General features: G+C 61.6%; 27 protein-coding genes and 1 pseudogene. 12 read left to right on the forward strand and 16 right to left on the reverse strand.

Annotated features, from left to right (window positions below; translation table 11 throughout):
- Positions 1-61 precede the first annotated feature (61 nt).
- The gene (locus CAF79_RS18715; protein ID WP_085699390.1) at positions 62-667 is read left to right on the forward strand and encodes a TetR/AcrR family transcriptional regulator; all 606 of its coding nucleotides are present in this window, start codon (positions 62-64) and stop codon (positions 665-667) included.
- Positions 668-774: 107 nt separating this feature from the next.
- Here the strand turns inward: CAF79_RS18715 and CAF79_RS18720 are convergent, their stop codons facing one another.
- Both CAF79_RS18720 and CAF79_RS18725 read right to left on the reverse strand, forming a co-directional pair.
- Positions 775-1,239, reverse strand: coding sequence for a transposase (locus CAF79_RS18720; RefSeq protein WP_085699392.1), 465 nt, complete (start codon positions 1,237-1,239; stop codon positions 775-777).
- Between the two features lie 210 nt (positions 1,240-1,449).
- Positions 1,450-1,890 (reverse strand): heme-binding protein, encoded by a 441-nt coding sequence (locus CAF79_RS18725; RefSeq protein ID WP_007959289.1) that lies wholly within the window; start codon positions 1,888-1,890, stop codon positions 1,450-1,452.
- A gap of 281 nt (positions 1,891-2,171) precedes the next feature.
- On the opposite strand from CAF79_RS18725, the gene gcl reads away from it, so the two are divergent.
- The 8 genes from gcl (at position 2,172) to CAF79_RS18770 (ending at position 11,670) form a co-directional block, all read left to right on the forward strand.
- A complete protein-coding gene (gene gcl, locus CAF79_RS18730) occupies positions 2,172-3,947 on the forward strand; it encodes a glyoxylate carboligase (protein WP_085699394.1) in 1,776 nt (591 codons plus the stop codon).
- A gap of 138 nt (positions 3,948-4,085) precedes the next feature.
- Positions 4,086-4,868 (forward strand): hydroxypyruvate isomerase, encoded by a 783-nt coding sequence (gene hyi, locus CAF79_RS18735; RefSeq protein WP_085699396.1) that lies wholly within the window; start codon positions 4,086-4,088, stop codon positions 4,866-4,868.
- Positions 4,869-4,911: 43 nt separating this feature from the next.
- Positions 4,912-5,805, forward strand: coding sequence for a 2-hydroxy-3-oxopropionate reductase (locus CAF79_RS18740; protein WP_085699398.1), 894 nt, complete (start codon positions 4,912-4,914; stop codon positions 5,803-5,805).
- Positions 5,806-5,966: 161 nt separating this feature from the next.
- On the forward strand, positions 5,967-7,241 hold the full coding sequence (locus tag CAF79_RS18745; protein ID WP_085699400.1) for a glycerate kinase: 1,275 nt from the start codon (positions 5,967-5,969) through the stop codon (positions 7,239-7,241).
- The gene (gene pyk / locus CAF79_RS18750) at positions 7,238-8,653 is read left to right on the forward strand and encodes a pyruvate kinase (protein WP_085699402.1); all 1,416 of its coding nucleotides are present in this window, start codon (positions 7,238-7,240) and stop codon (positions 8,651-8,653) included. The genes CAF79_RS18745 and pyk overlap by 4 nt, the downstream gene beginning before the upstream one ends.
- 151 nt (positions 8,654-8,804) lie before the next feature.
- A complete protein-coding gene (locus CAF79_RS18760; protein ID WP_085699404.1) occupies positions 8,805-9,719 on the forward strand; it encodes an urea transporter in 915 nt (304 codons plus the stop codon).
- A 21-nt stretch (positions 9,720-9,740) separates the two neighbouring features.
- Complete coding sequence (locus tag CAF79_RS18765; protein WP_064378643.1) at positions 9,741-10,565, forward strand: ion transporter; 825 nt, start codon at positions 9,741-9,743, stop codon at positions 10,563-10,565.
- A gap of 106 nt (positions 10,566-10,671) precedes the next feature.
- Positions 10,672-11,670 (forward strand): sulfate ABC transporter substrate-binding protein, encoded by a 999-nt coding sequence (locus CAF79_RS18770; protein ID WP_085699406.1) that lies wholly within the window; start codon positions 10,672-10,674, stop codon positions 11,668-11,670.
- A 55-nt stretch (positions 11,671-11,725) separates the two neighbouring features.
- Here CAF79_RS18770 and CAF79_RS18775 read toward each other — a convergent pair whose 3' ends face one another.
- The gene (locus tag CAF79_RS18775) at positions 11,726-12,346 is read right to left on the reverse strand and encodes a DUF5666 domain-containing protein (RefSeq protein ID WP_085699408.1); all 621 of its coding nucleotides are present in this window, start codon (positions 12,344-12,346) and stop codon (positions 11,726-11,728) included.
- Positions 12,347-12,586: 240 nt separating this feature from the next.
- Here CAF79_RS18775 and CAF79_RS18780 point away from each other — a divergent pair, with 240 nt between their 5' ends.
- Complete coding sequence (locus CAF79_RS18780) at positions 12,587-13,774, forward strand: MFS transporter (protein WP_085699410.1); 1,188 nt, start codon at positions 12,587-12,589, stop codon at positions 13,772-13,774.
- Between the two features lie 46 nt (positions 13,775-13,820).
- Here the strand turns inward: CAF79_RS18780 and CAF79_RS18785 are convergent, their stop codons facing one another.
- The 13 genes and pseudogenes from CAF79_RS18785 to ccmA all read right to left on the reverse strand — a co-directional run bounded on the left by CAF79_RS18785 (position 13,821) and on the right by ccmA (position 22,056).
- Positions 13,821-14,225 carry a type II toxin-antitoxin system HicB family antitoxin gene (locus CAF79_RS18785; protein WP_085699412.1) on the reverse strand — a complete coding sequence of 135 codons (405 nt, stop codon included), beginning with the start codon at positions 14,223-14,225 and terminating at the stop codon, positions 13,821-13,823.
- A pseudogene (locus CAF79_RS18790) lies at positions 14,225-14,436 on the reverse strand (type II toxin-antitoxin system HicA family toxin). Before CAF79_RS18790 ends, CAF79_RS18785 begins: the two are co-directional and overlap by 1 nt.
- A gap of 66 nt (positions 14,437-14,502) precedes the next feature.
- The gene (locus CAF79_RS29190) at positions 14,503-14,673 is read right to left on the reverse strand and encodes a hypothetical protein (protein ID WP_170929746.1); all 171 of its coding nucleotides are present in this window, start codon (positions 14,671-14,673) and stop codon (positions 14,503-14,505) included.
- Positions 14,673-15,080 (reverse strand): hypothetical protein, encoded by a 408-nt coding sequence (locus CAF79_RS18795; protein ID WP_085682968.1) that lies wholly within the window; start codon positions 15,078-15,080, stop codon positions 14,673-14,675. Before CAF79_RS18795 ends, CAF79_RS29190 begins: the two co-directional genes overlap by 1 nt.
- Before the next feature lie 25 nt (positions 15,081-15,105).
- Positions 15,106-16,308: a c-type cytochrome biogenesis protein CcmI gene (ccmI, locus tag CAF79_RS18800; protein ID WP_085699414.1), complete on the reverse strand. Its 1,203-nt coding sequence runs from the start codon at positions 16,306-16,308 to the stop codon at positions 15,106-15,108.
- Positions 16,305-16,775, reverse strand: a complete 471-nt coding sequence (locus CAF79_RS18805; protein WP_011333089.1) for a cytochrome c-type biogenesis protein — start codon at positions 16,773-16,775, stop codon at positions 16,305-16,307. Before CAF79_RS18805 ends, ccmI begins: the two co-directional genes overlap by 4 nt.
- Positions 16,772-17,308 carry a DsbE family thiol:disulfide interchange protein gene (locus tag CAF79_RS18810; RefSeq protein WP_011333088.1) on the reverse strand — a complete coding sequence of 179 codons (537 nt, stop codon included), beginning with the start codon at positions 17,306-17,308 and terminating at the stop codon, positions 16,772-16,774. The genes CAF79_RS18805 and CAF79_RS18810 overlap by 4 nt, the downstream gene beginning before the upstream one ends.
- Positions 17,305-19,293, reverse strand: coding sequence for a heme lyase CcmF/NrfE family subunit (locus tag CAF79_RS18815; RefSeq protein ID WP_085699416.1), 1,989 nt, complete (start codon positions 19,291-19,293; stop codon positions 17,305-17,307). The genes CAF79_RS18810 and CAF79_RS18815 overlap by 4 nt, the downstream gene beginning before the upstream one ends.
- 3 nt (positions 19,294-19,296) lie before the next feature.
- Complete coding sequence (gene ccmE, locus CAF79_RS18820) at positions 19,297-19,752, reverse strand: cytochrome c maturation protein CcmE (RefSeq protein ID WP_085699419.1); 456 nt, start codon at positions 19,750-19,752, stop codon at positions 19,297-19,299.
- A complete protein-coding gene (ccmD, locus tag CAF79_RS18825) occupies positions 19,749-19,925 on the reverse strand; it encodes a heme exporter protein CcmD (protein WP_011333085.1) in 177 nt (58 codons plus the stop codon). Before ccmD ends, ccmE begins: the two co-directional genes overlap by 4 nt.
- On the reverse strand, positions 19,922-20,677 hold the full coding sequence (locus CAF79_RS18830) for a heme ABC transporter permease (protein WP_085699421.1): 756 nt from the start codon (positions 20,675-20,677) through the stop codon (positions 19,922-19,924). Before CAF79_RS18830 ends, ccmD begins: the two co-directional genes overlap by 4 nt.
- A 78-nt stretch (positions 20,678-20,755) precedes the next feature.
- On the reverse strand, positions 20,756-21,424 hold the full coding sequence (ccmB, locus tag CAF79_RS18835; RefSeq protein WP_007959235.1) for a heme exporter protein CcmB: 669 nt from the start codon (positions 21,422-21,424) through the stop codon (positions 20,756-20,758).
- Entirely contained in the window at positions 21,421-22,056 is a 636-nt protein-coding gene (gene ccmA, locus CAF79_RS18840; protein ID WP_007959232.1) for a cytochrome c biogenesis heme-transporting ATPase CcmA, read from the reverse strand. Before ccmA ends, ccmB begins: the two co-directional genes overlap by 4 nt.
- A 197-nt stretch (positions 22,057-22,253) precedes the next feature.
- Here ccmA and CAF79_RS18845 point away from each other — a divergent pair, with 197 nt between their 5' ends.
- Entirely contained in the window at positions 22,254-23,828 is a 1,575-nt protein-coding gene (locus CAF79_RS18845; RefSeq protein ID WP_085699423.1) for a flagellar hook-length control protein FliK, read from the forward strand.
- Entirely contained in the window at positions 23,825-24,154 is a 330-nt protein-coding gene (locus CAF79_RS18850; protein WP_007959228.1) for an EscU/YscU/HrcU family type III secretion system export apparatus switch protein, read from the forward strand. Before CAF79_RS18845 ends, CAF79_RS18850 begins: the two co-directional genes overlap by 4 nt.
- Positions 24,155-24,230 lie beyond the last annotated feature (76 nt).

Here is a 24,230-nt window from a genome sequence, read left to right on the forward strand (position 1 = left end):
GCCGCGCGAGGCCGGTGCTACCATGCGCAACCGCCAGAACAGGCAAGGAACCACCGGGTTTATGAGCACAATCCGCGAGCGCAACAAAGAACTGATCCTGCGTGCAGCCAGTGAAGAGTTTGCCGACAAGGGCTTCGCTGCGACCAAAACCAGCGACATCGCCGCCAAGGCAGGACTGCCCAAGCCCAACGTCTATTACTACTTCAAGTCCAAGGAAAACCTCTACCGCGAGGTACTGGAAAGTATCATCGTGCCGATCCTGCAGGCCTCGACCCCGTTCAACCCGGACGGCGTACCGAGCGAAGTACTGAGCGGCTACATTCGCTCGAAGATCCGCATCTCCCGCGACCTGCCTTTCGCCTCCAAGGTGTTCGCCAGCGAAATCATGCACGGCGCCCCGCACCTGAGCGCCGACCTGGTCGAGCAGCTCAACGGCCAGGCCAAGCACAACATCGACTGCATCCAGACCTGGATCGAGCGCGGCCAGATCGCCCCGATCGACCCCAACCACCTGATGTTCAGCATCTGGGCCGCGACCCAGACCTACGCCGACTTCGACTGGCAGATCTCCGCAGTGACCGGCAAGGAAAAGCTCGACGAAGCCGACTATGAAGCGGCAGCACAAACCATCATCCGGTTGGTGCTCAAGGGCTGCGAGCCGGACTGAAAGACTGCGGTGCCCCCTTCGCGAGCAAGCTCGCTCCCACACTGGATCTGTGGCGTTCACAAATCTTCTGTGGGAGCGAGCTTGCTCGCGAACGGGGCGACTCAGTCTTACCGACAGGCCCAGACCGCATCCCACAACGGGTACTGAGCCAGCTTTTTCACCAAACCGGCCCGCAATGGGTTGGCCACCACATACCAGGCCATTTTCACCAAATCCTCGTCCCGACGCAGCGCATGATCATGAAACCCCGGCTGCCAAATACTTCCGCTTCTCCCGGCGCTTAGATTCACAGCCCGCGCACTCAAGGATTTGGTTTTCTGCATCAGCTCACGGAGCGATCCCTGCTTCAGATTGATCAACCAGTGCAAGTGATCAGGCATGACCACCCAGGCCAATGAATCAACCAAGCCTTGCTCCTGAGCACTTTGAAACTGATCTGCGACCAATCTACCCAACATGTAGCCCCTGAAAAAAGGAGCACGTCTCAACGTATTGGCAGTCAGCAGATAAATGCGATTGGGTTCGTCATAACGCCCCAAGCGCAGTCGATGTGAGGCTGATGATTTCGGCATTCCGTTGCCCTTTCAATAGAAGATTTGAAAGGTTAGATCCGCGAACAGAATTAGACTGCGGATGACTTTGGCAGGATGTGTCTGTTGAATCGCCTTCGCGAGCAAGCTCGCTCCCACAGTGGGCTCGCAGTGTTAGACATTTTGTGTCCGACACTTCGAATCAATGGGGAGCGAGCCAGTCAGCGATGGCGTCAGTTCAAACGCCGCAAATCACGCAGCCACCCCCGCATCCGCCCGCAGGTCCAGGGCCTCTACGGCCTTGATCGCGACCTGCTCATCGATGTCCGACAGATCGCCGCTGATGCCGATCGCACCCAGCACGTTGCCCGCCTGATCACGAATCAGCACACCGCCCGGTGCCGGCACGACACTGCCCTGTCCCATGCTGTTGAGCGCGGCGATGAACGCCGGGCGTTGTTGCGCGTCCAGCGCCAGCAGGCGTGAGCCCTTGCCCAGGGCGATGGCGCCCCAGGCTTTGCCGATGGCGATGTTCGGACGCAGCAGGCTGGCGCCGTCTTCGCGTTGCAGGGTGACCAGATGGCCGCCGGTATCCAGTACCGCGATGGTCAGCGGCGCGGCGGAGATGGCCCGCCCTGCACTGATCGCTTCGTTGACCAGCTTGACTGCGACTTTCAAGGTTAAAGCGCTCATGGTGCCGTCCTCATTTTGTTATTGGGAAAGTCGTTGGGCTGCGTGTTTGTGCTGCGCGTTTGTGCCGCAGCCCGATGCAACAAATAGAACACAATGAATTATTTTTTTGTATACAATAATCGCCGAAAAGCGCCTCATGCGACGAAAAGCCACAGCAGAATCGGCTTCCGACGAATGAAACAGGTGCTTGAGAAAATGGATTGACCTGCGCCGTCCGCCGTGAATACACTCTGCGCAAAGCCACTTGTATACAATTACAAAACGTAAAGAGGCACAAAACCATGAGCAAAATGAGAGCAATCGAAGCCGCCGTTCTGGTGATGCGCCGTGAAGGGGTCGATACCGCTTTTGGCATTCCGGGTGCTGCGATCAACCCGCTGTATTCCGCCCTGAAGAAAGTCGGTGGCATCGATCACGTCCTCGCTCGCCACGTTGAAGGCGCCTCGCACATGGCCGAGGGCTACACCCGCACCAAGGCCGGCAACATCGGCGTGTGCATCGGCACTTCCGGCCCGGCCGGTACCGACATGGTCACCGGTCTGTACAGCGCCTCCGCGGACTCGATCCCGATCCTCTGCATTACCGGCCAGGCACCCCGCGCCCGTATGCACAAGGAAGACTTCCAGGCCGTCGACATCACCAGCATCGTCAAGCCGGTGACCAAGTGGGCGACCACTGTTCTGGAGCCGGGCCAAGTGCCTTACGCCTTCCAGAAAGCCTTCTATGAAATGCGTTCCGGCCGTCCGGGCCCGGTGCTGATTGACCTGCCGTTCGACGTGCAGATGGCTGAAATCGAATTCGACATCGACGCCTACCAGCCACTGCCGCTGGCCAAGCCGAGCGCGACCCGCGTGCAAGTCGAAAAAGCCCTGGCGATGCTGGATCAGGCCGAACGTCCGTTGCTGGTCGCCGGTGGCGGCATCATCAACGCTGACGCCAGCGAGCTGCTGGTCGAGTTCGCCGAGCTGACAGGTATTCCAGTCATCCCGACCCTGATGGGCTGGGGCACCATCCCGGACGATCACCCGCTGATGGTCGGCATGGTCGGTCTGCAGACTTCGCACCGCTACGGCAACGCCACCCTGCTCAAATCCGATGTGGTACTGGGCGTCGGCAACCGCTGGGCCAACCGTCACACCGGTTCGGTCGACGTTTACACCGAAGGCCGCAAGTTCATTCACGTCGACATCGAACCGACCCAGATCGGCCGCGTGTTCACCCCGGACCTGGGCATCGTGTCCGACGCCGCTGCCGCGCTGACCGTGTTCATCGAAGTCGCCCGTGAATGGCAAGCCGCCGGCAAGTTGAAAAACCGCAGCGCATGGCTGCAGGACTGCCAGCAGCGCAAGTCCAGCCTGCAACGCAAGACCCACTTCGACAACGTGCCGGTCAAACCGCAGCGCGTTTACGAAGAAATGAACCAGGTGTTCGGCAAAGACACCTGCTACGTCAGCACCATTGGTCTGTCGCAGATTGCCGGCGCGCAGTTCCTGCACGTCTACAAGCCGCGTCACTGGATCAACTGCGGCCAGGCCGGCCCGTTGGGCTGGACCATTCCGGCAGCGCTGGGTGTGGTGAAGGCCGATCCGAACCGGAAAGTCGTGGCCCTGTCGGGGGACTATGACTTCCAGTTCATGATCGAAGAACTGGCGGTCGGCGCTCAGTTCAATCTGCCGTACATCCACGTCGTGGTGAACAACTCGTACCTGGGGCTGATCCGTCAGGCCCAGCGCGGGTTCGAAATGGACTACTGCGTGCAGCTGTCCTTCGATAACCTGAACGCGCCGGAACTCAACGGTTACGGTGTCGACCACGTCGCAGTCGCCGAAGGTCTGGGCTGCAAGGCACTGCGTGTGTTCGAACCGGCTGACATCGCCCCTGCCCTGCGCAAGGCCGAAGAGCTGATCGAAGAGTTCAAGGTGCCGGTGATCGTCGAGATCATTCTGGAGCGTGTGACCAACATCTCCATGGGTACCGAGATCAACGCCGTCAACGAATTCGAAGACCTGGCACTGGTCGGCAACGATGCGCCTACCGCGATTTCGTTGCTCGATTGATTGCTTTTGCTTGATCGTTCCCACGCTTTGCGTGGGAATGCAGCCAGGGACGCTCCGCGTCCCAAAGCGGACGCAGAGCGTCCATAGAGGCATTCCCACGCAGAGCGTGGGAACGAGAATCTAGAACGGGAGACCACCATGCCGCGTTTCGCAGCCAACCTGTCCATGCTGTTCACCGAACAGGATTTCCTTGCCCGTTTCGATGCCGCCGCCAAGGCCGGCTTCAGCGGTGTCGAGTACCTGTTCCCGTACGATTTCAGCTCTGCCGAGATCAAGGCCAAACTCGACGCCAACGGTCTGACCCAAGTGCTGTTCAACCTGCCGGCGGGTGACTGGGCCAAGGGCGAGCGCGGTATCGCGTGCCTGCCGGACCGGGTCGAAGAGTTCCGCGCCGGGGTCGATCTGGCCATCGCCTACGCACAGGTCCTGGGCAATACCCAGGTCAACTGCCTGGCAGGTATCCGTCCGCAGGGCGTGGACGATGCCACCGTTGAAAAGACCTTCGTCGCCAACCTCAAGTACGCCGCCGAAAAGCTGCAAGCCGTCGGCATCAAACTGGTGATGGAAGCGATCAACACCCGCGACATCCCGGGTTTCTACCTGAACAACACGGCGCAGGCCCTGTCGATTCGCGAGCAGGTCGGCAGCGCCAATCTGTTCCTGCAATACGACATCTATCACATGCAAATCATGGAAGGCGATCTGGCCCGCACCCTGCAATCGCATCTGGCCGAGATCAACCATGTGCAGTTGGCCGACAACCCGGGCCGCAACGAGCCGGGCACTGGCGAGATCAACTACCGCTTCCTGTTCGAACACCTCGATCGCATCGGTTATCAGGGCTGGGTCGGCTGCGAGTACAAACCGCTGACCACCACTGAAGCAGGCCTCGGCTGGCTGAAGACCCACAACGCGATCTGACCCCCTATTTGCTTGAGCAAGACAAAAACAAGAGGATTTTCTCATGGCTAAAATCGGATTCATCGGCACCGGCATCATGGGCCACCCAATGGCGGCGAACCTGCAGAAAGCCGGTCACAGCCTGTTCCTGTCGGCGCACCACGACGCGGCCCCTGACGACCTGGTCGCCGCTGGCGCGGTCGCTCTGGCCAACCCGAAAGAAGTGGCCCAGGAAGCCGAATTCATCATCGTCATGGTGCCGGATACCCCGCAGGTCGAAGACGTGCTGTTCCGCGCCGACGGCGTAGCGGCCGGCATCGGCAAAGGCAAGGTCGTGATCGACATGAGCTCGATCTCGCCGACCGCCACCAAGGCTTTCGCCGCGAAGATCAACGAGAAAGGCGCGCAATACCTCGACGCCCCGGTGTCCGGTGGTGAAGTCGGCGCCAAGGCTGCGACCCTGAGCATCATGGTCGGTGGCGACGCCGATGCCTTCGAACGCGCACTGCCGCTGTTCCAGGCCATGGGCAAGAACATCACTCTGGTCGGTGGCAATGGCGACGGTCAGACCGCGAAAGTGGCGAACCAGATCATCGTTGCGTTGAACATTCAGGCCGTCGCCGAAGCCCTGCTGTTCGCTTCGAAAAACGGTGCCGATCCGGCCAAGGTGCGTGAAGCGCTGATGGGCGGTTTCGCCTCTTCGAAGATCCTCGAAGTGCACGGCGAGCGCATGATCAAGGGCACCTTCGATCCGGGCTTCCGCATCAGCCTGCACCAGAAGGACCTGAACCTGGCCCTGCAAGGCGCCAGGGAGCTGAGCATCAATCTGCCAAACACCGCCAACGCCCAGCAAGTGTTCAGCACCTGCGCGGCCATCGGTGGCAGCAACTGGGACCACTCGGCGCTGATCAAGGGCCTGGAACACATGGCCAACTTCTCGATTCGCGACAAGAAGTAAGCCTGCCCCGTCGCTCGTTCCCACGCTTTGCGTGGGAACGCAGCCCGGGACGCTCCGCGTCCCTGCCGAAGCGGACGCAGAGCGTCCATTGAGGCATTCCCACGCAGAGCGTGGGAACGATCACCCGCACTAACCAAGAACAATAAGAATGGGAGCCCGCCATGTCGGTCGATCCGCAACACCTGCTGCGCGAGCTGTTTGCCACAGCCATCGACGCGGCCCATCCGAACCAGGTCCTCGAAGCTCATCTGCCGGCCGATCGCACAGGTCGCGTGATTGTCATCGGCGCCGGCAAGGCTGCCGCTGCCATGGCGCAAGTGGTCGAGCGCTGCTGGGAAGGTGAAGTCTCGGGCCTTGTGGTGACCCGTTACGGTCACGGCGCCCCGTGCGAAAAAATCGAAGTGGTCGAAGCCGCGCACCCGGTGCCGGACGCTGCCGGTCTGGCCGTGGCCAAACGGGTGCTGGAACTGGTCAGCAACCTGACCGAAGACGACCGCGTGATCTTCCTGTTGTCCGGCGGTGGCTCTGCCCTGCTGGCGCTGCCGGCCGAAGGCATCACCCTGGCCGACAAGCAGTCGATCAACAAAGCCCTGCTCAAATCCGGCGCGACCATCGGCGAGATGAACTGCGTGCGCAAGCACCTCTCGGCGATCAAGGGCGGACGGCTGGGCAAAGCCTGCTGGCCGGCGACTGTTTATACCTACGCGATTTCCGATGTACCGGGCGACCTCGCCACGGTCATCGCCTCCGGCCCGACCGTGGCCGACCCGAGCACCAGCGCCGAAGCGCTGGCGATCATCAAGCGCTACGGCATCGAGATTCCGGCCTCCGTGCGCACCTGGCTGCAAAGCCCGGAATCGGAAACCGTCAAACCCGGCGATCCGAGCCTGGCCCGCAGTCACTTCCAGCTGATCGCCCGCCCTCAGCAATCGCTCGATGCGGCGGCGGTGAAATGCCGTCAGGCCGGTTTCAGCACGCTGATCCTTGGCGACCTGGAAGGCGAATCCCGCGAAGTGGCGAAAGTCCATGCCGGCATCGCACGCCAGATCATTCATCACGGCCAGCCATTGGCAGCGCCGTGCGTGATCCTGTCCGGCGGCGAAACCACCGTGACCGTGCGCGGCAATGGCCGTGGCGGACGCAACGCCGAATTCCTCCTCAGCCTCACCGACAGCCTCAAGGGCCAGCCCGGCGTCTATGCGCTGGCCGGTGACACCGACGGCATCGATGGCTCGGAAGACAACGCCGGCGCGATCATGACCCCGGACAGCTACGCCCGCGCCGCCGCCCTGGGTCTGAGCGCCAGCGACGAGCTGGATAACAACAACGGTTACGGTTACTTCGCGGCGCTCGATGCGCTGATCGTCACCGAGCCGACCCGCACCAATGTCAACGACTTCCGCGCCATTCTGATCCTCGAGAGTTCCAAATCATGACGCCTGACAAAAAGGTCAAAATCCTCGCCACCCTCGGGCCTGCCGTCGACGGCATCGAAGACATCCGCGAGCTGGTCGAGGCCGGGGTCAACATCTTCCGCCTCAACTTCAGCCACGGCGATCACGCCGACCACGCCAAGCGCTATCAGTGGATCCGCGAAGTCGAGCGCCAGCTCAACTATCCGCTCGGCATCCTGATGGATCTGCAAGGGCCGAAACTGCGGGTCGGCAAGTTCGCTGACGGCAAGGTTCAGTTGCATCGCGGTCAGGCCTTCCGCCTCGATCTGGACGCGACACCGGGCGACGAACGCCGGGTGAATCTGCCGCATCCGGAGATCATCGCGGCACTGGAAGCCGGGATGGACCTGCTGCTCGATGACGGCAAACTGCGTCTGCGGGTCGTCACCAAATACAGCGATGCGATCGACACCACCGTGCTCAACGGCGGCGAGCTGTCGGACCGCAAAGGCGTGAACGTGCCGCAAGCGGTGCTCGACCTGAGCCCGCTGACCACCAAGGATCGTCGCGACCTGAGCTTTGGTCTGGAGCTGGGTGTGGACTGGGTCGCGCTGTCGTTCGTGCAACGTCCTGAAGACATCCGCGAAGCCCGCGCCTTGATCGGCGACAAGGCGTTCCTGATGGCAAAAATCGAGAAGCCGTCGGCCGTCGAGCAACTGCGCGAGATCGCCGAACTGAGCGACGCGATCATGGTGGCTCGCGGTGACCTGGGCGTGGAGGTGCCGGCCGAGAGCGTGCCGCAGATCCAGAAAAACATCATCACCACCTGCCGTCAGCTCGGCAAACCGGTGGTGGTGGCGACGCAGATGCTTGAGTCGATGCGCTTCTCCCCGGCCCCGACCCGCGCCGAAGTCACCGACGTGGCCAACGCCGTGGCCGAAGGCGCCGATGCGGTGATGCTGTCGGCAGAAACGGCGTCCGGCGAGTACCCGCTGGAAGCCGTGCAGATGATGAGCAAGATCATCCGCCAGGTCGAGAACGGTCCGGATTACCAGACCCAACTCGACGTCAGCCGGCCGAAAGCCGAAGCGACTGTTTCCGATGCGATCAGTTGCGCGATCCGCCGCATCAGCAACGTGCTGCCGGTGGCGGTGCTGGTCAACTACAGCGAGTCCGGCACATCCAGTCTGCGGGCGGCGCGGGAACGGCCGAAAGCGCCGATCCTCAACCTGACGCCGAACCTGCAGACCGCCCGCCGCTTGAGCGTGGCGTGGGGCATTCACTCGGTGGTCAATGATCGCCTGCGTCAGGTGGATGAAGTGTGCTCGACCGCGCTGGAAATCGCTCAGGCTCAAGGAATGGCCGAGCGTGGCGATACGTTGCTGATCACCGCGGGTGTGCCGTTCGGGCAGCCGGGGTCGACTAATTCGCTGCGGATCGAAACGTTGATTTAACCACTGACCAAGATCGTTCCCACGCTCCGCGTGGGAATGCGGCCCGGGACGCTCTGCGTCCCAAGAGCAGACGCAGAGCGTCCTTTGAGGCATTCCCACGCAGACGGTTCGACGCCTCGACGTGGGAACGATCAGTACCGAATGACCTGCCATGCCTGCCAATCATTTCAACACCCACTGCCCCGACTGGGCCGAGGCTTTGCTCAACGGTTTCAGTCAGATCTTCCTCCAGCGTCATCCGCTGTGTGGCCTGCTGTGCCTTTTGGCCATTCTATTCACCGCGCCGGTGCTGTTTGCCGGCGCGCTGCTCGGCGCGGTCGCCGGGTTGCTCACCGCGCAACGGCGCAACTACGCCAAGGCTGATCGTCAGGCCGGACTGTTCAGCTACAACGGCGTGCTGGTCGGTCTTTTGCTGAGCCTGTATTTCCCCTGGTCGCCGATGCTGCCACCGCTGATTCTGGCGGCCGGTGGCCTGAGCGCGATGATCACGCAGCAGTGGCTCAAACGCGCACGCCTCACCGAGTACCTGCCCGCTTACACTGCGCCGTTCGTATTGTTGAGCTGGGTGTTCCTGTGTTTCGCCGAGCCTTCGACGCCAGCTCCGGCGCTTGAAATGAATACCGCGAACCTGCTCGGCGCCGCGCTGAAAAGCTTCGGTCAGGTGATGTTCCTCGACCATCCGTTGGCCGGTGGATTGATCGCCGCCGGTTTGCTGATCGCCGATCGCCGGGCCTTTGCCTGGGCGTTGCTGGCGTCGGCGATCGGCCTGGGTTCCAGCCTGTTGCACCACGACGGCCAGGTCGCGCTGTTGGGCCTGGGGGGTTACAACGCTGTGCTCGCCGCCCTCGCCTTCAGCGCCCAGCGCCAGCAACCCTGGCTGCCGCTGTTGGGCATTGGTCTGGCGCTGCTGCTGACGCCGCTGTTCAGTGCCCTGGGTCTGGCGACTCTCACGGCACCGTTCATTCTCGCCTGCTGGTTGCTGCGCACCGGCATTCGCCTGATGCACCAACCGCAGATCAACGTCGCGCCTTGCGCTGACGGGGAGAATCAACCTAGGCTGCGCTGATCTTTGATTCAGGCGTTATCCATGGACAGTAACAAGCACTGGCGTGAACAGCTTTACGTCATGATTTTCCAGAGCGACACCCCCGCCGGGCGACGTTTTGACGGCATCCTGCTGCTGATCATTCTTGCCAGCCTGGTGATCGTGATGCTCGACAGCATCGACAGCGTTCACCGCAATTACGCCGACGTGCTGGCATATATCGAGTGGGGGTTCACCATCATCTTTGCCGGCGAGTACATTCTGCGTCTGTACTGCTCGCCCAAACCTCTGCGCTATGCATTCAGTTTTTATGGACTGGTGGACCTGCTGGCGATCGTGCCGGGCATCCTCGCGCTCTACTACAGCGATGCGCAGTACCTGCTGATTATCCGGATCATCCGGATGCTGCGAATTTTCCGAGTCCTCAAACTCAGTCCCTACCTCAAACAAGCCAACTACCTGATGTCGGCGCTGCGCGGCAGCAAGCAGAAGATTGTGGTGTTTCTGGTGAGCGTCTGCACACTCGTAACGGTCTTCGGCACCTTGATGTACGTGATCGAAGGCCCGGAGCACGGTTTCACCAGCATCCCCAAGGGTATCTATTGGGCTATCGTGACCCTGACCACCGTCGGTTTCGGTGACATCGTGCCGAAGACGCCATTGGGGCAGGTGATTTCATCGCTGGTGATGATCACCGGTTACTCGATCATCGCTGTGCCCACCGGAATCTTCACCGCTGAACTGGCCAATGCGATGCGTGGTGAACAGTTGCAACACGACTGCCCGGTTTGCCAAAAAAAGAGCCATGAAAGCAGCGCCGCATTCTGTTCGCGGTGCGGTAATCCGTTATTCAAAAAAATGGAATAAGCAAAGTTCTTTTTAATCTTTAAACGACTATGCGTGCCCCGCTATAGTCGCTGGCAAATGGCCTCATCTTTGTAAAAAACACCCCCTACAGAACAAGGAATGCGCAGTGAAAAAACTCTTTGGCGCCTCACTTCTCGCCGCTGGTCTCGCCTTCGGCAGCGTGGCTCAGGCCGCACCGACTCTGCTTAACGTTTCCTACGACGTGATGCGCGATTTCTACAAGGACTACAACACTGCGTTCCAGAAACACTGGCAAGCCGAGCACAAAGAGAACATCACCGTGCAGATGTCTTTTGGCGGTTCGAGCAAACAAGCCCGTTCGGTGATCGACGGCCTGCCGGCTGACGTCATCACCATGAACATGGCCACCGACATCAACGCCCTGGCCGACAACGGTCAACTGGTGCCGAAGGACTGGGTCACCCGCCTGCCGAACAACAGCGCACCGTTCACCTCGGCCACCGTGTTCATCGTCCGCAAGGGCAACCCGAAAGCCCTGAAAGACTGGCCGGACCTGCTCAAGGACGGCGTGCAAGTGATCGTGCCGAACCCGAAAACCTCGGGCAACGGCCGCTACACCTACCTGTCGGCCTGGGGCTACGTGCTGAAGAACGGCGGTGACGAGAACAAGGCCAAAGACTTCGTCGGCAAGCTGTTCAAGCAAGCGCCGGTACTGGACACCGGTGGCCGCGCCGCGACCACCACGTTCATGACCAACCAGATCGGCGACGTACTGGTGACCTTCGAAAACGAAGCGGAAATGATCGCCCGCGAATTCGGCCGCGACCAGTTCGAAGTCATCTACCCGAGCGTCTCCGCCGAAGCCGAGCCGCCGGTGTCGGTAGTCGACAAAGTCGTCGAGAAGAAAGGCTCGCGCGCCGCGGCAGAGGAATACCTGAAGTTCCTGTGGTCGCCGGAAGGCCAGGAAATCGCCGCCGCCAACTACCTGCGTCCACGTGACCCGGCGGTACTGGCCAAGTACACCGACCGTTTCCCGAAAGTCGACTTTCTGTCGGTCGAGAAGACCTTCGGCGACTGGCGCACCGTGCAGAAGACCCACTTCAACGACGGCGGGATCTTCGACCAGATCTACAACGGCCAGTAAGGCGTGAGCTGACATGAAAAAGGCGACCTGAAGAGGTCGCCTTTTTTGTCTGCGGCTACATAGGCGGCTTGACGCCATCCTTGCCCGCCGAGATCGATTGCGCAGTCAACGTGCCGTCCGCGCTCTGGGTCACGAAAGTGACGATCTTCACCCCGACCTTGAGCAGGCTGCGATCGCCCGGCGTCAGGTTGACGATCGGCACATCCTCCGGCACCAGGATCTTCTGCTGGCCGCCCTTGTAATTGACGGTCAGCACCCGGCCGTTGCTGACCACCAGATCGCCGACGCTGCCGTTGGTCATGCTGCTGCCCTTGGCGAGATCGAACGGCCGATGGCCATCGCCGCTACCGGCCAGCTCCGGTGGGAAGACGTGAACCTCGAGCGCCTTGAGCGTGCCATCCTCCTGGGGAATGGCGGCCGAACCGATGTAGCTGCCGGGCCTGATGTCTTCGATATTGGCCAGAGTGACCGCGCGGACCTTGGTGTCCGGGGTCAACCGGACCACCACGTTTTCACCGCTGGTGACGTGAACCTTGAGCGAGTCGGGGCTGACCCCGGTGATCTCGCCGCGCACGCCCATGCGCATCCCCGGCGCTTCGGCGGCCTGTGCGGCAGTGACGCCGAGCAGAGTGATCAGGGCAATGGTTTTGGTGTGGCGAAGCAACTGACGAAACATCGCAATCCTCCGTTGATGAACGTTGAAACCCGGTCACAACATAAGCACGCTATCGAACAAGATGTAAGTGAATGTATCATCGCCACTCAACGGTCGGACGCAAGGTTCGCCGATGAACAATGGATTGCTCGGCGCCACCTGTTCCGCAACGGAATAACTGATATCGATCAGAAGCCTCTACTGCCGGCTCGGCCCGTCCCTTAGCCTCACCGCATTCCTTTTCGCTGGATCGAGAACCCTATGACCGCCACAACTCACGCAATGACCCGAGGCATGGTGCTGCTGTTCGCTTTCTGCTGCGGCGCCATCGTTGCCAACATCTACTACGCCCAGCCGATCATCGGCCTGATCGCGCCGGACATCGGCCTGACCGACACCATGGCCAGTTTCATCGTGTCGCTGACCCAGATCGGCTATGCGCTGGGCCTGTTTTTCCTGGTGCCGCTGGCCGACCTGTTGGAAAACCGCCGTCTGATGATCATCACCACCGTGGTGGCGATTGCCAGCCTGCTGGGTGCGGCGTTTACCGATCAACCGAATGTGTTCCTGCTGATTTCGTTGCTGGTAGGTTTCAGCTCGGTGTCGGTGCAGGTGCTGATTCCACTGGCAGCGCATCTGGCGCCGGAGGAATCCCGTGGCCGGGTGGTCGGCGGGATCATGGGCGGTCTGTTGCTGGGGATTCTGCTGGCACGTCCGGTGTCGAGCGTGGTCGCCGACCATCTCGGCTGGCGGGCGATGTTCATGATTGCAGCAGCCTTGATGGCAGCAATCAGCGTGGTGCTGTTGTTGACCGTGCCCAAGCGCCAGCCGGATCACAGTGCTTCTTATGGTCAGTTGCTCGGATCGCTGTGGACGCTGCTGCGCAAGCAACCGGTGCTGCGTCAGCGGGCGTTTTACCAGGCCTGCATGTTCGCCACGTTCAGCCTGTTCTGGACCGCCGTGCCGCTGGAACTGGCACGCAACCATGGCCTGTCCCAGAGTGAAATCGCGATCTTCGCCCTGGTCGGCGCCATTGGTGCCATCGCAGCGCCGATCAGCGGACGCCTGGCCGACGCCGGCCACACCCGCATCGCCTCACTGCTGGCCATGCTGTTCGCCAGCCTGAGCTTCCTGCCCGCCTTCATCCATCCGGCCTACAGCGTGATCGGCCTGGCCGTGACCGGCGTGGTGCTCGACTTCTGCGTACAGATGAACATGGTGCTCGGCCAGCGCGCGGTCTACTCCCTCGACGCCAAAAGCCGCGGCCGCCTCAATGCGCTGTACATGACCAGCATCTTCGTCGGCGGCGCCTTCGGCTCCTCGGTGGCGAGTGCGGTGTACGAGCATGGCGGCTGGTTGTGGATCGTGATTGTTGGCAGTGCGTTTCCGCTGCTGGCGCTGGTGCGGTTTTTGAGTGCTTCGCAAAAGCCTGTTCTGGCAACTGCCTAGAAGCTGAAAAGCACTGCCGGATCGCTGATCCGACAGTGCTCGAGGCTCAATGCCGGACCAGTTTTTCCATGGCGGCATCTGCCAAAAAAGAGGAACGGCTTTTGACGTTGTGTTCACGCACGTAGCGGTCAATGCGCTGGATGACATAGCCGGGCAACGTCACATTGACCTTTTCGGTCTTGCCCATGTACGGCGAAATATCCAGCTCCAGCATGCCCCAACCCATGTCGGCAAATTCCGGATTGTTGCGATGGGCGGCCGCCGAAGTCGGCATCGGGATCGAGTCGCCATCAGCCGCGATCTCCTGCAGCATGATATGGGCAATCTCGACGGCCGCGTTGTAGGCATCCTCAAACGTATCCCCGGCGGTTACCGCGCCGGGAATGTCAGGGATCTGAATCCCGATGGCGGTGTTCTCGTCACCCCACTCGATGCAGATTGGGTATTGCATTACGAATCTCCTGTGTCACTGGCTGGCGGGTTGTACAACCCGGCACGCCTTCTGATGCTCTTGACCGTCCCGACCGGCAAATCCTTTTCGGATGAGGGACGGGAATCGTGTATGGGTTGTAACGGTGCGTGAAGATGTGGTGACTGCCGGTTATCCGGTCCAGCGTCCAGCCTGCCTCCTCCAGCTCCTTGATCAATAGCCTGCTCTGCACCAACCGCCTCCTTGCTTCGGCTTAACAAAAGCAACCCTAGAGTTATCTTTACTCAAGCACAGAAATTCACAGCACGACGTTCGGTTGTTTTGCAGCATGTGATTGATGCAGTGGCCCGGCGAGCAGGCGATGGCGCTTCTCGCAAAGAAAGCTCAGGCGGTAAGGACTGGATACGAGTGAGGCATTGTTCATCACCCCAGACAGCAAAACGGCGATCCAAAGATCGCCGTTTTTCATTACTCCCCGAACTGTTTGCCCAGTCCCGCCGGTACGCCGTGGATGTTGGTTTCTTCCCACGGGCCGTTGGGGCTGATCGAGCGGCTCCAGCCGTTGTTCCAGCGATAGTAGGTGCGCTGGCGGTAGAAGGTGTTGGTCTGGTCGTCGAGCACATACACGCCCAGCTTCTGGTCCCAGTGGCTGTTGCCGCCCGGTGGCGGGGCGAAGCTGGCGGAGGTGCGCGGGACGGGTTTGGCGGGCTTGGCCGGAATCCCCGGTTTGCTCGGCGTCGGGCTGGTCGACGGGGTCGGGCTGGGTTGTGACGGCGGGATCGGCGGCAGCCTGGTGCTCGGCTCCGGTCGTTGCACCGCACATGCGCTCAAGCCCAGGGCCAGTGTGAGGACTGTGATTCGGGCGATGGCGTTCATGGCGGTGCGTTCCTGTTGGTTCCGGCTATTTGTCCGGGCTGTCGATGGTCAGTGTCTGTGGCGCGGTGGTACTGCTGGCCAGAGGCCCGCTGCGACCGACCCACTCACCGGCGGTCGGCTGACCGGCACGGGAGATGCGCGCAACCAGTTGGACTTCGGGGAAGTTCGACAGTTTCAATTGCGGCATCATCGCGTCGGCATCGCCCAGTTCGACGGTCACCGGCAGATCGGCGACGGTCAGGCGCTTGGCCGCCAGCGGCGCCGGCGGGCCCGAGGTGGCGCGGGCAAAAATGAACACGCTGTCGCCCGGTTGCACCTTGCCTTTCAACTCGCTGGCCAGATCCACCCGCACTTTCAACAGCGCCGCCGCTTTCGCCGCCGGCGCCTGGGCAACCTTGCCGCCGCTGGCCTGCAGTTTTTCGGTGGCGCGGGCGATGCCGCCCTGCAGGGCCTCGCGGGATTTGTCCTGCGGCGGCAGTTGCGCCAGCAGACGGTTCCAGTAGTCGATCGCTTCCTGATAGCGCTCGCCTTCGAACGCGGCGATGCCCAGCAGGCCGAGGCTGGTGACTTCCTTCGGATCGGCTTTCAGCGCTTCATCGGTCAGCGCCTGCACCTTGTCCGACCATTTCTTGTTGTCGGCAAAGTACTGGGCCTGCGCCCACTGACCCAGCAGCTCCGGTTGACGACCGGCGAGATTGACGGCGCGCTCGAACATCTTCGCCGCGTCCGCCGGACGATCCTGGGCCATGTAGGTGCGACCGAGGAAATACACACCTTCAGCGGAATCCGGTTGCGCGGCGACTGCGCGCTCCAGACGCTGAGTCATCTCTTCCATCGACTGTGGCGCCTGGGCGAATTCCCGGGTCAGCTCGACCTTGTCGCTCGCGCCAAAATGCAGGTACAGACCGAGGCCCAGCACCGGCACCAGCACAGCCGCCAACAATGGCAGTGGCTTGCCCAAACGCGACACCCGCGCCGGCGCCACACCTTCGGTATCGGCCAACAATTCACGGGCCGCTTCGGCACGGCCGCTGTCCATTTGCGCGGCATCGAGAACGCCTTCGGCCTGCTGCGATTGCAGTTCGGCGACGCGTTCCTGATACAGGGCGACGTTGAGAGCGGTTCGATCCTCTTCACGCTGGGCGCGACGTTCGCGTAGAACGGGGATCAGCAGAAAACTCAGGGCGACCAGAAGCAACAGCCCTGCGGCAAGCCAGAAATCAATCATTCTTGGTTTTTATCCAACAGTTGGTCGAGGCGCTGACGCTCTTCAGGGGACAGCGATTGCGGCGTCTCGGCGCGTTGCCCGCGACGGCGGCGGACGATCACGGCAATCACCACGAACCCGCCCAGCAACAAACCGGCCGGGCCGAACCAGAGCAACGCGGTCTTGGCATTGAGCGCCGGCTTGTAGCGGACGAAATCACCATAGCGGTCGACCATGAAGTCGATGATCTGCTGATTGTCCTTGCCCTCGCCGAGCATGCGGAAAATCTCTTTGCGCAGGTCGGCGGCAATCGGCGCATTGGAATCGGCGATGTCCTGGTTCTGGCATTTGGGGCAGCGCAGCTCCTTGGTCAGTTCGCGAAAACGCTCGCGATCGCCTTCTTTGGCAAACTCGTAGGTGTCGATAGCGGCGTGGGCCACACCGGCCAGGCTCAAGCCCAGCACCATGGCAGCTAAAAAGCGCTTCATGGCTTGGCCTCATCGACCAGCGCCTGATATTTGGCCGCCAGCTTTTCCCGCCAGACCTGCTCGTCGATCACGCCGACGTACTTGTCGCGGATGATGCCCTTGGCGTCGATGAAGAAGGTTTCCGGCGCGCCGTAGACACCGAGGTTCAGGCCCAGGGAGCCTTCGTCATCGCGGATGTCGAGTTGATACGGATTGTGGAACTCGGCCAGCCACTTCAGCGCATCGGCGTTGGTGTCCTTGTAGTTGATGCCGTAGATCACCACGCCGCGCTCGGCGAGTTTGTTCAGCACCGGGTGCTCGACCCGGCAGGAAATGCACCAGGTGCCCCAGACGTTGACCAGCGCCGGTTTGCCGAGGATGTCAGCCTTGGTCAGGGTCTTGTCGCCCTGCACCGCCGGCAGGGAAAACTCCGGGAACGGTTTGCCGATCATCGCCGACGGCAGCTCCGCCGGATCCAGGTACAGACCGCGATAAAGAAATACCGCCACCAGCAAGAAAATCGCCAGTGGCACCAGCATCAACCAACGTCTCATGCAGCGGCTCCTTCCATGCCCAGCGCTTCACGCACTTTGGCTTTGACCTTGACTCGGTAACGCCGGTCCAGCGCCGCCAGCAGCCCGCCCAGGCCGGTCAGCAGACCGCCGAACCAGATCCAGCGTACGAACGGCTTCACATGCACCCGCACCGCCCAGGCACCGTCGCCCAGTGGTTCACCCAGCGCGACATAGAGGTCGCGGGTGAAGCCGGCGTCGATCCCGGCTTCGGTCATCATCGAACTCTGCACGGTGTACAGGCGTTTTTCCGGGTGCAGCACGCTGACTTCACGGCCATCGCGGATCACCCGGATGGTGCCCTTGTCGGAGGTGAAATTCGGGCCTTCGAAATGTTTGGCGCCTTCGAACACGAACTGATAACCGGCCAGGTCCATCGACTCGCCCGGCGCCAGACGCAGGTCACGTTCGGCACTGTTCTGGCTCGACAACACCACGCCCAGCGCGCAGACGGCGATACCGAGGTGGGCGAGTTGCATGCCCCAGTAACTGCGGGTCAGGGTCGGCAGGCCTTTGATCAGGCCTTTGTGGCGCGTCTTGTCGAAGATGTCGCGCACGCCGGCCAGCAACACCCAGGCCGCCAGCAGGAAGGTTGCGATCACCGCCCAGTTGAAATCGCCATAGGCAATACCGGCAACGACCGCCAGAGCGACGCTGCCCAACAGCACCGGGGTCAACATGTTGGCCAGCCATTTCACCGGGGTGTCTTTCCAGCGCACGATCACGCCGACCGCCATCACCACCATCAGCAACGCCATCAACGGTATGAACAGTGCATTGAAGTACGGTGGGCCGACCGACAGCTTGGCGCCGCTGATGGCATCGAGGATCAGCGGATACAACGTGCCGAGCAGGATCATCGAGGCAGCCACCACCAGCACCAGGTTGTTGCCCAGCAGCAGGGTTTCCCGCGACCACAGATTGAAGCCGACCTGGCTCTTGACCACCGGAGCGCGCAAGGCAAAGAGGGTCAGCGAACCACCGACCACGAACAGCAGGAAAATCAGGATGAACACGCCGCGCGCGGGATCGGAGGCAAACGCATGCACCGACGTCAGTACCCCGGAACGCACAAGGAAGGTGCCGAGCAGGCTCAGGGAAAACGCGGCAATCGCCAGCAACACCGTCCAGCTCTTGAACACACCACGTTTCTCGGTGACCGCCAACGAGTGAATCAGCGCAGTGCCCACCAGCCATGGCATGAAGGAGGCGTTTTCCACCGGGTCCCAGAACCACCAGCCCCCCCAACCGAGTTCGTAATAAGCCCACCACGAACCCAGGGTGATGCCGATACCCAGGAAGGCCCAGGCAACGATGGTCCACGGACGCGACCAGCGTGCCCACGCCGCATCGAGGCGACCGCCCAGCAGTGCGGCGATGGCGAAGGCGAAGGCCACCGAGAACCCGACATAACCCATGTACAGCATCGGCGGATGCACGATCAGGCCGATGTCCTGCAGCAACGGATTGAGGTCACGACCGTCGGCCGGAATCTGCGGCAGGATCCGCGAGAACGGGTTCGACGTGAGGATCAGGAACAACAGGAAACCGGTGCTGATCATGCCCATCACCGCCAGCACGCGCGCGAGCATGACTTGCGGCAACTGTCGGGAGAACACCGACACGGCGAAGGTCCAGCCGCCGAGGATCAACGCCCACAGCAGCAACGAACCTTCGTGGGCACCCCACACCGCGCTGAACTTGTAGTACCACGGCAGCGCGCTGTTGGAATTCATCGCGACATAAGCCACGGAGAAATCGTCGGTCATGAACGCGTAGGTCAGGACGCCGAAGGCGAACAGCAAAAATGCGAATTGGCCCCACGCTGCCGGTTGAGCGAGGCCCATCCACAGACGATCACCGCGCCAGGCACCGAGCAACGGCACCACGGCCTGCACCAGCGCAAAACACAGCGCGAGAATCATGGCCAGATGGCCAAGCTCGGGAATGAAAATGGTGGATGTCATCGATCAACCCTCCTTCGCAGGGGTTGGCGCGGATTGACCGCTGTCCTTCAGGGCTTTGGTCACTTCCGGCGGCATGTATTTCTCGTCGTGCTTGGCCAGTACTTCATCGGCAACCACCACGCCATCGGCGTTGAGCTTGCCGAGCGCCACAATGCCCTGCCCTTCGCGAAACAGGTCCGGGAGGATCCCGCGATAAGTAATGGTCACGGACTTGTTGAAGTCGGTGACCACGAATTTGACGTCCAGCGAATCAGGGGAACGTTGCAGCGAACCTTTCTCGACCATGCCGCCGGCGCGGATGCGGGTGTCCTGCGGCGCTTCGCCGTTGGCGATCTGGGTCGGGGTGTAAAACAGGTTGATGTTCTGCTGCAGGGCGCTCAGGGCCAGGCCGACGGCAGCGCCGACCCCGACCAGAATTGCCAGGATGATGATCAAGCGTTTTTTGCGCAGCGGATTCACTTGCCGTTCTCCCGGCGCAGACGACGCGCCTCTTGTTGCAGATAACGCTTGCGGGCCGCGATCGGCGCCGCCACGTTGAGGATCAGTACCGCCAGACAGATGCCGTAGGCCGACCAGACATACAGGCCGTGATGGCCCATGGCGAGGAAGTCGCCGAATGACGCGAAACTCATCGAGCGGCCTCCAGGCTGTTCTGCACTTCTTCTTTCACCCAACTGGCGCGGGCTTCGCGCTTGAGTACTTCAAGGCGCATGCGCAGCAACAGCACGGCGCCGAAGAAACAGTAGAACCCCAGCACCGTCAGCAACAGCGGTAGCCACATCTCGACGGGCATCGCCGGTTTTTCGGTGAGGGTGAAGGTCGCGCCCTGGTGCAGGGTGTTCCACCACTCCACCGAGTATTTGATGATCGGAATGTTGATCACACCGACGATGGCCAGCACCGCGCAGGCCTTGGCGGCGCTGTCGCGATTGCTAATGGCGTTGCCCAGCGCGATCACGCCGAAATACAGAAACAGCAGAATCAGCATCGAGGTCAGCCGCGCGTCCCAGACCCACCACGAACCCCAGGTCGGCTTGCCCCAGATCGCCCCGGTGACCAGCGCCACGGCGGTCATCCACGCGCCGATCGGCGCGGCGCATTGCAGGGCGACGTCGGCCAGTTTCATCTTCCACACCAGCCCGACCACACCGCACACCGCCAGCATCACGTAGATCGACTGAGCGAGCATCGCTGCGGGTACGTGGATATAGATGATGCGAAAGCTGTTGCCTTGCTGATAGTCCGGCGGCGCGAAGGCCAGGCCCCAGACGACGCCGACAGCGATCAGCAGCAACGCTGCAATGCTCAGCCACGGCAGGAACTTGCTGCTGATGCCGTAGAACCACTTGGGCGAGCCGAGCTTGTGAAACCAGGTCCAGTTCATACTGTTTCCATCACGGGTGCCGCTCATCGGTGTGAGCAGTCTCAGGGCCTTTGCTGGTTAAATTTTAACCAGACCTCATTATTCGCCGACGCTGATCTTCAGGCCAGCAGCTATTGCAAAGGGTGTCAGGGTTATCGCCAGGGCGGTCAGGCTACCAAGCCACAACAGATAACCAATCGCCGGCATCCCCTGCAACGCCGCCTGCAAGGCGCCACTGCCCAGGATCAACACCGGGATGTACAACGGCAGAATCAGCAGCGCCAGCAACAGGCCACCGCGCTTCAGACCGACCGTCAACGCCGCGCCCACCGCGCCGAGCAAACTCAGCACCGGTGTACCCAGCAGCAACGAAAGCAGCAATACCGGCAGACACGCAGCCGGCAACCCGAGCATCAACGCCAGTAACGGCGAGAGCAAAACCAGTGCCAGCCCGGAAAAAAGCCAGTGTGCCAGCACCTTGGCCAATACCAGAAGTGGCAGGGGGTGCGGCGAAAGGACCCACTGTTCGAGGGATCCGTCTTCGAAATCACTGCGGAAAAGCCCGTCCAGCGAGAGCAGGACCGACAAAAGTGCCGCCACCCAGACTAACCCCGGGGACAAGTTTTGCAATACTTGAGTTTCCGGTCCGACGGCCAGCGGGAACAGGGCGATGACGATGGCGAAGAAAATAAGCGGATTGGCCAGCTCCGCCGGGCGGCGGAACAGCAGTCGGGATTCACGGGCAACCAGCAGGCCGAACACACTCATACCGCCCAATTCCCCAGATCGATGTCGCGATAACCGGCCGGCATCCGGCTCAAGGTGTGGTGCGTGGTGAGCACCACCAGCCCTCCCCGTTCGCAGTGCCCGGCCAGGTGTTCTTCAAGCTGTGCCACGCCCTGCTTGTCGAGGGCGGTGAAGGGTTCGTCGAGAATCCACAACGGCGGGCTGTCCAGATACAACCGCGCCAGCGCCACGCGGCGCTGCTGGCCGGCAGACAGACTATGGCAGGGAACATCCTCGAAACCACGCAATCCAACCGCCGCCAGGGCCTGCCAGATGGCGTCGCGTTCGGCGGGTTGATGCAGGGCGCAGAGCCAGGCGAGGTTTTCTTCCGGCGTAAGCAAGTCCTTGATCCCGGCGGCGTGACCGATCCACAACAGGTTGCGTGCCAGTTCGCTGCGTTGCTCGCCCAGCGGCTTGCCGTTGAGCAGCACCTGACCGTCGGTCGGCTGCATCAGGCCGGCCAGCAAGCGCAACAAGCTGGTCTTGCCGCTGCCGTTGGGACCGCTGATCTGCACCATATCGCCACTGGCCAGTCTCAATTCGAGATTGTCGAAGAGCAGTCTGAGATCACGTTCACACGCGAGGGCAACGGTTTGCAGGACAGGACTGGTCAAGGGATCACGGGCCTTATACGGTTCAAGTCGGCTCTGGCGCGGCCGTTAAAGAGTTGCAGCATAAATGCAATGACGGCTCAATCCAGAGAGCTGCGTCAAACAATTGCTATGTTTTTTGAACGAATGGAAGGACGGGCGGCATTATACATGGCGTCCCCCGCTCTCCCGAGTGCATTTTCCTCAGGTTGTGTCCGCGTATGACAGGCGAAATGAACATCCTCCCGCTCCCGCCCACCACCCCGGCGACCGCTCGCCCGCAGGTGGGTGAGCTGTTGAAGTTGCTGACGCCGGTCGACGGGCTGATTGCCGCCGGCCAGAGCGCCAAGGCCGAGGTGTTGTCGCTCAAGCAGGCGGATCAGACCTTTCAATTGCTGCTCAAGGTGACACTGGACAGCGGCCGTCAGACCACCGTGCAAGCCACCAGCAATCTGCCGCTGCCTCAGGGCACCAGCCTGGCGATCACCCAGCCGTCGGCGGGCAATCTGGCGATCACCGTGCAACAGGCCATCGCCAGCAGCGTCGCCACCCTCACCCGCATCGACACCGCGCAATTGCCGGTCGGCACGCTGCTGCAAGGCAAGGTGCTGACGGCTCAGGTCTTGCCGCAGGTTCCGGGGCAACCGACGGTTTACCGCTCGATGGTCAGCCTGCTCAACACCGCGCTCAGCGGCAGCACCCTGAGCATCGACAGCCCGCAACCGTTGCGCATCGGCACCCTGCTGTCGGCGCTGGTGCAAGACTCGCAGACCCTGAAGTTCCTGCCGCTGAGCAATCGCCAGGAACAACTGGCGGTCAGCCAGCAACTAGTCAGTCAGCAAAGCCGTCAGGGTTCGCTCGACGGCTTGCTGAAAATGCTCCAGAGCCTGCCGCCCGCCACTGATCAGACGTCCCGGGATTTGCGCGCCGCCGTGGACAGGCTGCTCGCCAACCTGCCCGACGTGCAGCAACTGAGCACCCCAAAAGGTCTGGCCCAGGCGCTGGCCAACAGCGGTGTGTTCCTGGAGACCAAACTGCTGACCGGACAGAACCCGGCGCTGGTTCCGGACATGAAAGCCGATCTGCTCAAGCTGATCGCCCAGCTCACCCCCGGCCTGCCGGGCAACACCAACCTGAACGCGATCATCGCCGCCAACACTCTGGCTCAGGCGCTACCGAGTTTCGTGCGCAACGCCCTCGGCATGCTCGGTCAGGTCAGCGCGAAACCGGTACCAAGCAGCTTCCCGCTGCCCGACCGGTTGCTGCAAAGTCTGGAAGGCGAAGGCGATCTGGAGCATCTGCTGCGCCTCGCCGCAGCCGCCGTGTCACGCCTGCAGAGTCATCAGCTGTCGAGCCTGGAGCAGACCGGCGTCACCGACGACGGCCGCCTGCTCAGCACCTGGCAACTGGAAATCCCGATGCGCAACCTGCAGGACATCGTGCCGCTGCAGGTCAAGTTCCAGCGCGAAGAAGCGCCGCAGAAACAGGAATCGAACGAGCAGCGCCGCGATGAACGGGAACCGAAACAACAACTGTGGCGCGTCGATCTGGCGTTCGACATGGAACCGCTGGGGCCGATGCAGATTCAGGCACAGTTGATAAGCGGCAGCCTGTCCAGCCAGTTATGGGCCGAGCGGCCGTACACCGCGAGCCTGATCGAAAGCAATCTGACCGCACTGCGCCAGCGTCTGCTGGATTCCGGGCTGAATGTCGGCGACCTCGACTGCCACCTCGGCACCCCGCCGCAAGGCATCCAAACCCGCCTCGAACACCGCTGGGTCGACGAAACCGCATGAATGACACCACCGCTCCACGCCAGGCCATCGCCCTCAAATACGACGGCAGCCACGCCCCGACCCTCACCGCCAAGGGCGACGAAGAACTGGCCGAAGAAATCCTGCGGATCGCCCGCGACTGTGAAGTACCGATCTACGAGAACGCCGAACTGGTGAAGTTGCTGGCGCGCATGGAACTGGGCGACAGCATTCCTGAAGAGCTGTACCGCACGATCGCCGAAATCATCGCGTTTGCCTGGAACCTCAAGGGCAAGTTCCCGGCGGGACACAATCCGGATGCGCCGATGGTCGAGAAAGACGTCACCGAACGCGGCGACGATTATTGAGACTTCAAAGACGCCTTCGCGAGCAAGCTCGCTCCCACATTGGTTCGGCGTACACCGATCTAATGTGGGAGCGAGC

It is taken from the genome of Pseudomonas sp. B26(2017) (genome assembly GCF_002113045.1).
GTDB lineage: Bacteria > Pseudomonadota > Gammaproteobacteria > Pseudomonadales > Pseudomonadaceae > Aquipseudomonas.

Coding starts and splice junctions, on each gene's coding strand:
- CAF79_RS18715 (WP_085699390.1), top strand. CDS start 62: ATGAGCACAATCCGCGAGCGCAACAAAGAACTGATCCTGCGTGCAGCC.
- CAF79_RS18720 (WP_085699392.1), bottom strand. CDS start 1,239: ATGCCGAAATCATCAGCCTCACATCGACTGCGCTTGGGGCGTTATGAC.
- CAF79_RS18725 (WP_007959289.1), bottom strand. CDS start 1,890: ATGAGCGCTTTAACCTTGAAAGTCGCAGTCAAGCTGGTCAACGAAGCG.
- gcl (WP_085699394.1), top strand. CDS start 2,172: ATGAGCAAAATGAGAGCAATCGAAGCCGCCGTTCTGGTGATGCGCCGT.
- hyi (WP_085699396.1), top strand. CDS start 4,086: ATGCCGCGTTTCGCAGCCAACCTGTCCATGCTGTTCACCGAACAGGAT.
- CAF79_RS18740 (WP_085699398.1), top strand. CDS start 4,912: ATGGCTAAAATCGGATTCATCGGCACCGGCATCATGGGCCACCCAATG.
- CAF79_RS18745 (WP_085699400.1), top strand. CDS start 5,967: ATGTCGGTCGATCCGCAACACCTGCTGCGCGAGCTGTTTGCCACAGCC.
- pyk (WP_085699402.1), top strand. CDS start 7,238: ATGACGCCTGACAAAAAGGTCAAAATCCTCGCCACCCTCGGGCCTGCC.
- CAF79_RS18760 (WP_085699404.1), top strand. CDS start 8,805: ATGCCTGCCAATCATTTCAACACCCACTGCCCCGACTGGGCCGAGGCT.
- CAF79_RS18765 (WP_064378643.1), top strand. CDS start 9,741: ATGGACAGTAACAAGCACTGGCGTGAACAGCTTTACGTCATGATTTTC.
- CAF79_RS18775 (WP_085699408.1), bottom strand. CDS start 12,346: ATGTTTCGTCAGTTGCTTCGCCACACCAAAACCATTGCCCTGATCACT.
- CAF79_RS18780 (WP_085699410.1), top strand. CDS start 12,587: ATGACCGCCACAACTCACGCAATGACCCGAGGCATGGTGCTGCTGTTC.
- CAF79_RS18785 (WP_085699412.1), bottom strand. CDS start 14,225: ATGCAATACCCAATCTGCATCGAGTGGGGTGACGAGAACACCGCCATC.
- CAF79_RS29190 (WP_170929746.1), bottom strand. CDS start 14,673: ATGAAAAACGGCGATCTTTGGATCGCCGTTTTGCTGTCTGGGGTGATG.
- CAF79_RS18795 (WP_085682968.1), bottom strand. CDS start 15,080: ATGAACGCCATCGCCCGAATCACAGTCCTCACACTGGCCCTGGGCTTG.
- ccmI (WP_085699414.1), bottom strand. CDS start 16,308: ATGATTGATTTCTGGCTTGCCGCAGGGCTGTTGCTTCTGGTCGCCCTG.
- CAF79_RS18805 (WP_011333089.1), bottom strand. CDS start 16,775: ATGAAGCGCTTTTTAGCTGCCATGGTGCTGGGCTTGAGCCTGGCCGGT.
- CAF79_RS18810 (WP_011333088.1), bottom strand. CDS start 17,308: ATGAGACGTTGGTTGATGCTGGTGCCACTGGCGATTTTCTTGCTGGTG.
- CAF79_RS18815 (WP_085699416.1), bottom strand. CDS start 19,293: ATGACATCCACCATTTTCATTCCCGAGCTTGGCCATCTGGCCATGATT.
- ccmD (WP_011333085.1), bottom strand. CDS start 19,925: ATGAGTTTCGCGTCATTCGGCGACTTCCTCGCCATGGGCCATCACGGC.
- CAF79_RS18830 (WP_085699421.1), bottom strand. CDS start 20,677: ATGAACTGGACCTGGTTTCACAAGCTCGGCTCGCCCAAGTGGTTCTAC.
- ccmB (WP_007959235.1), bottom strand. CDS start 21,424: ATGAGTGTGTTCGGCCTGCTGGTTGCCCGTGAATCCCGACTGCTGTTC.
- CAF79_RS18845 (WP_085699423.1), top strand. CDS start 22,254: ATGACAGGCGAAATGAACATCCTCCCGCTCCCGCCCACCACCCCGGCG.
- CAF79_RS18850 (WP_007959228.1), top strand. CDS start 23,825: ATGAATGACACCACCGCTCCACGCCAGGCCATCGCCCTCAAATACGAC.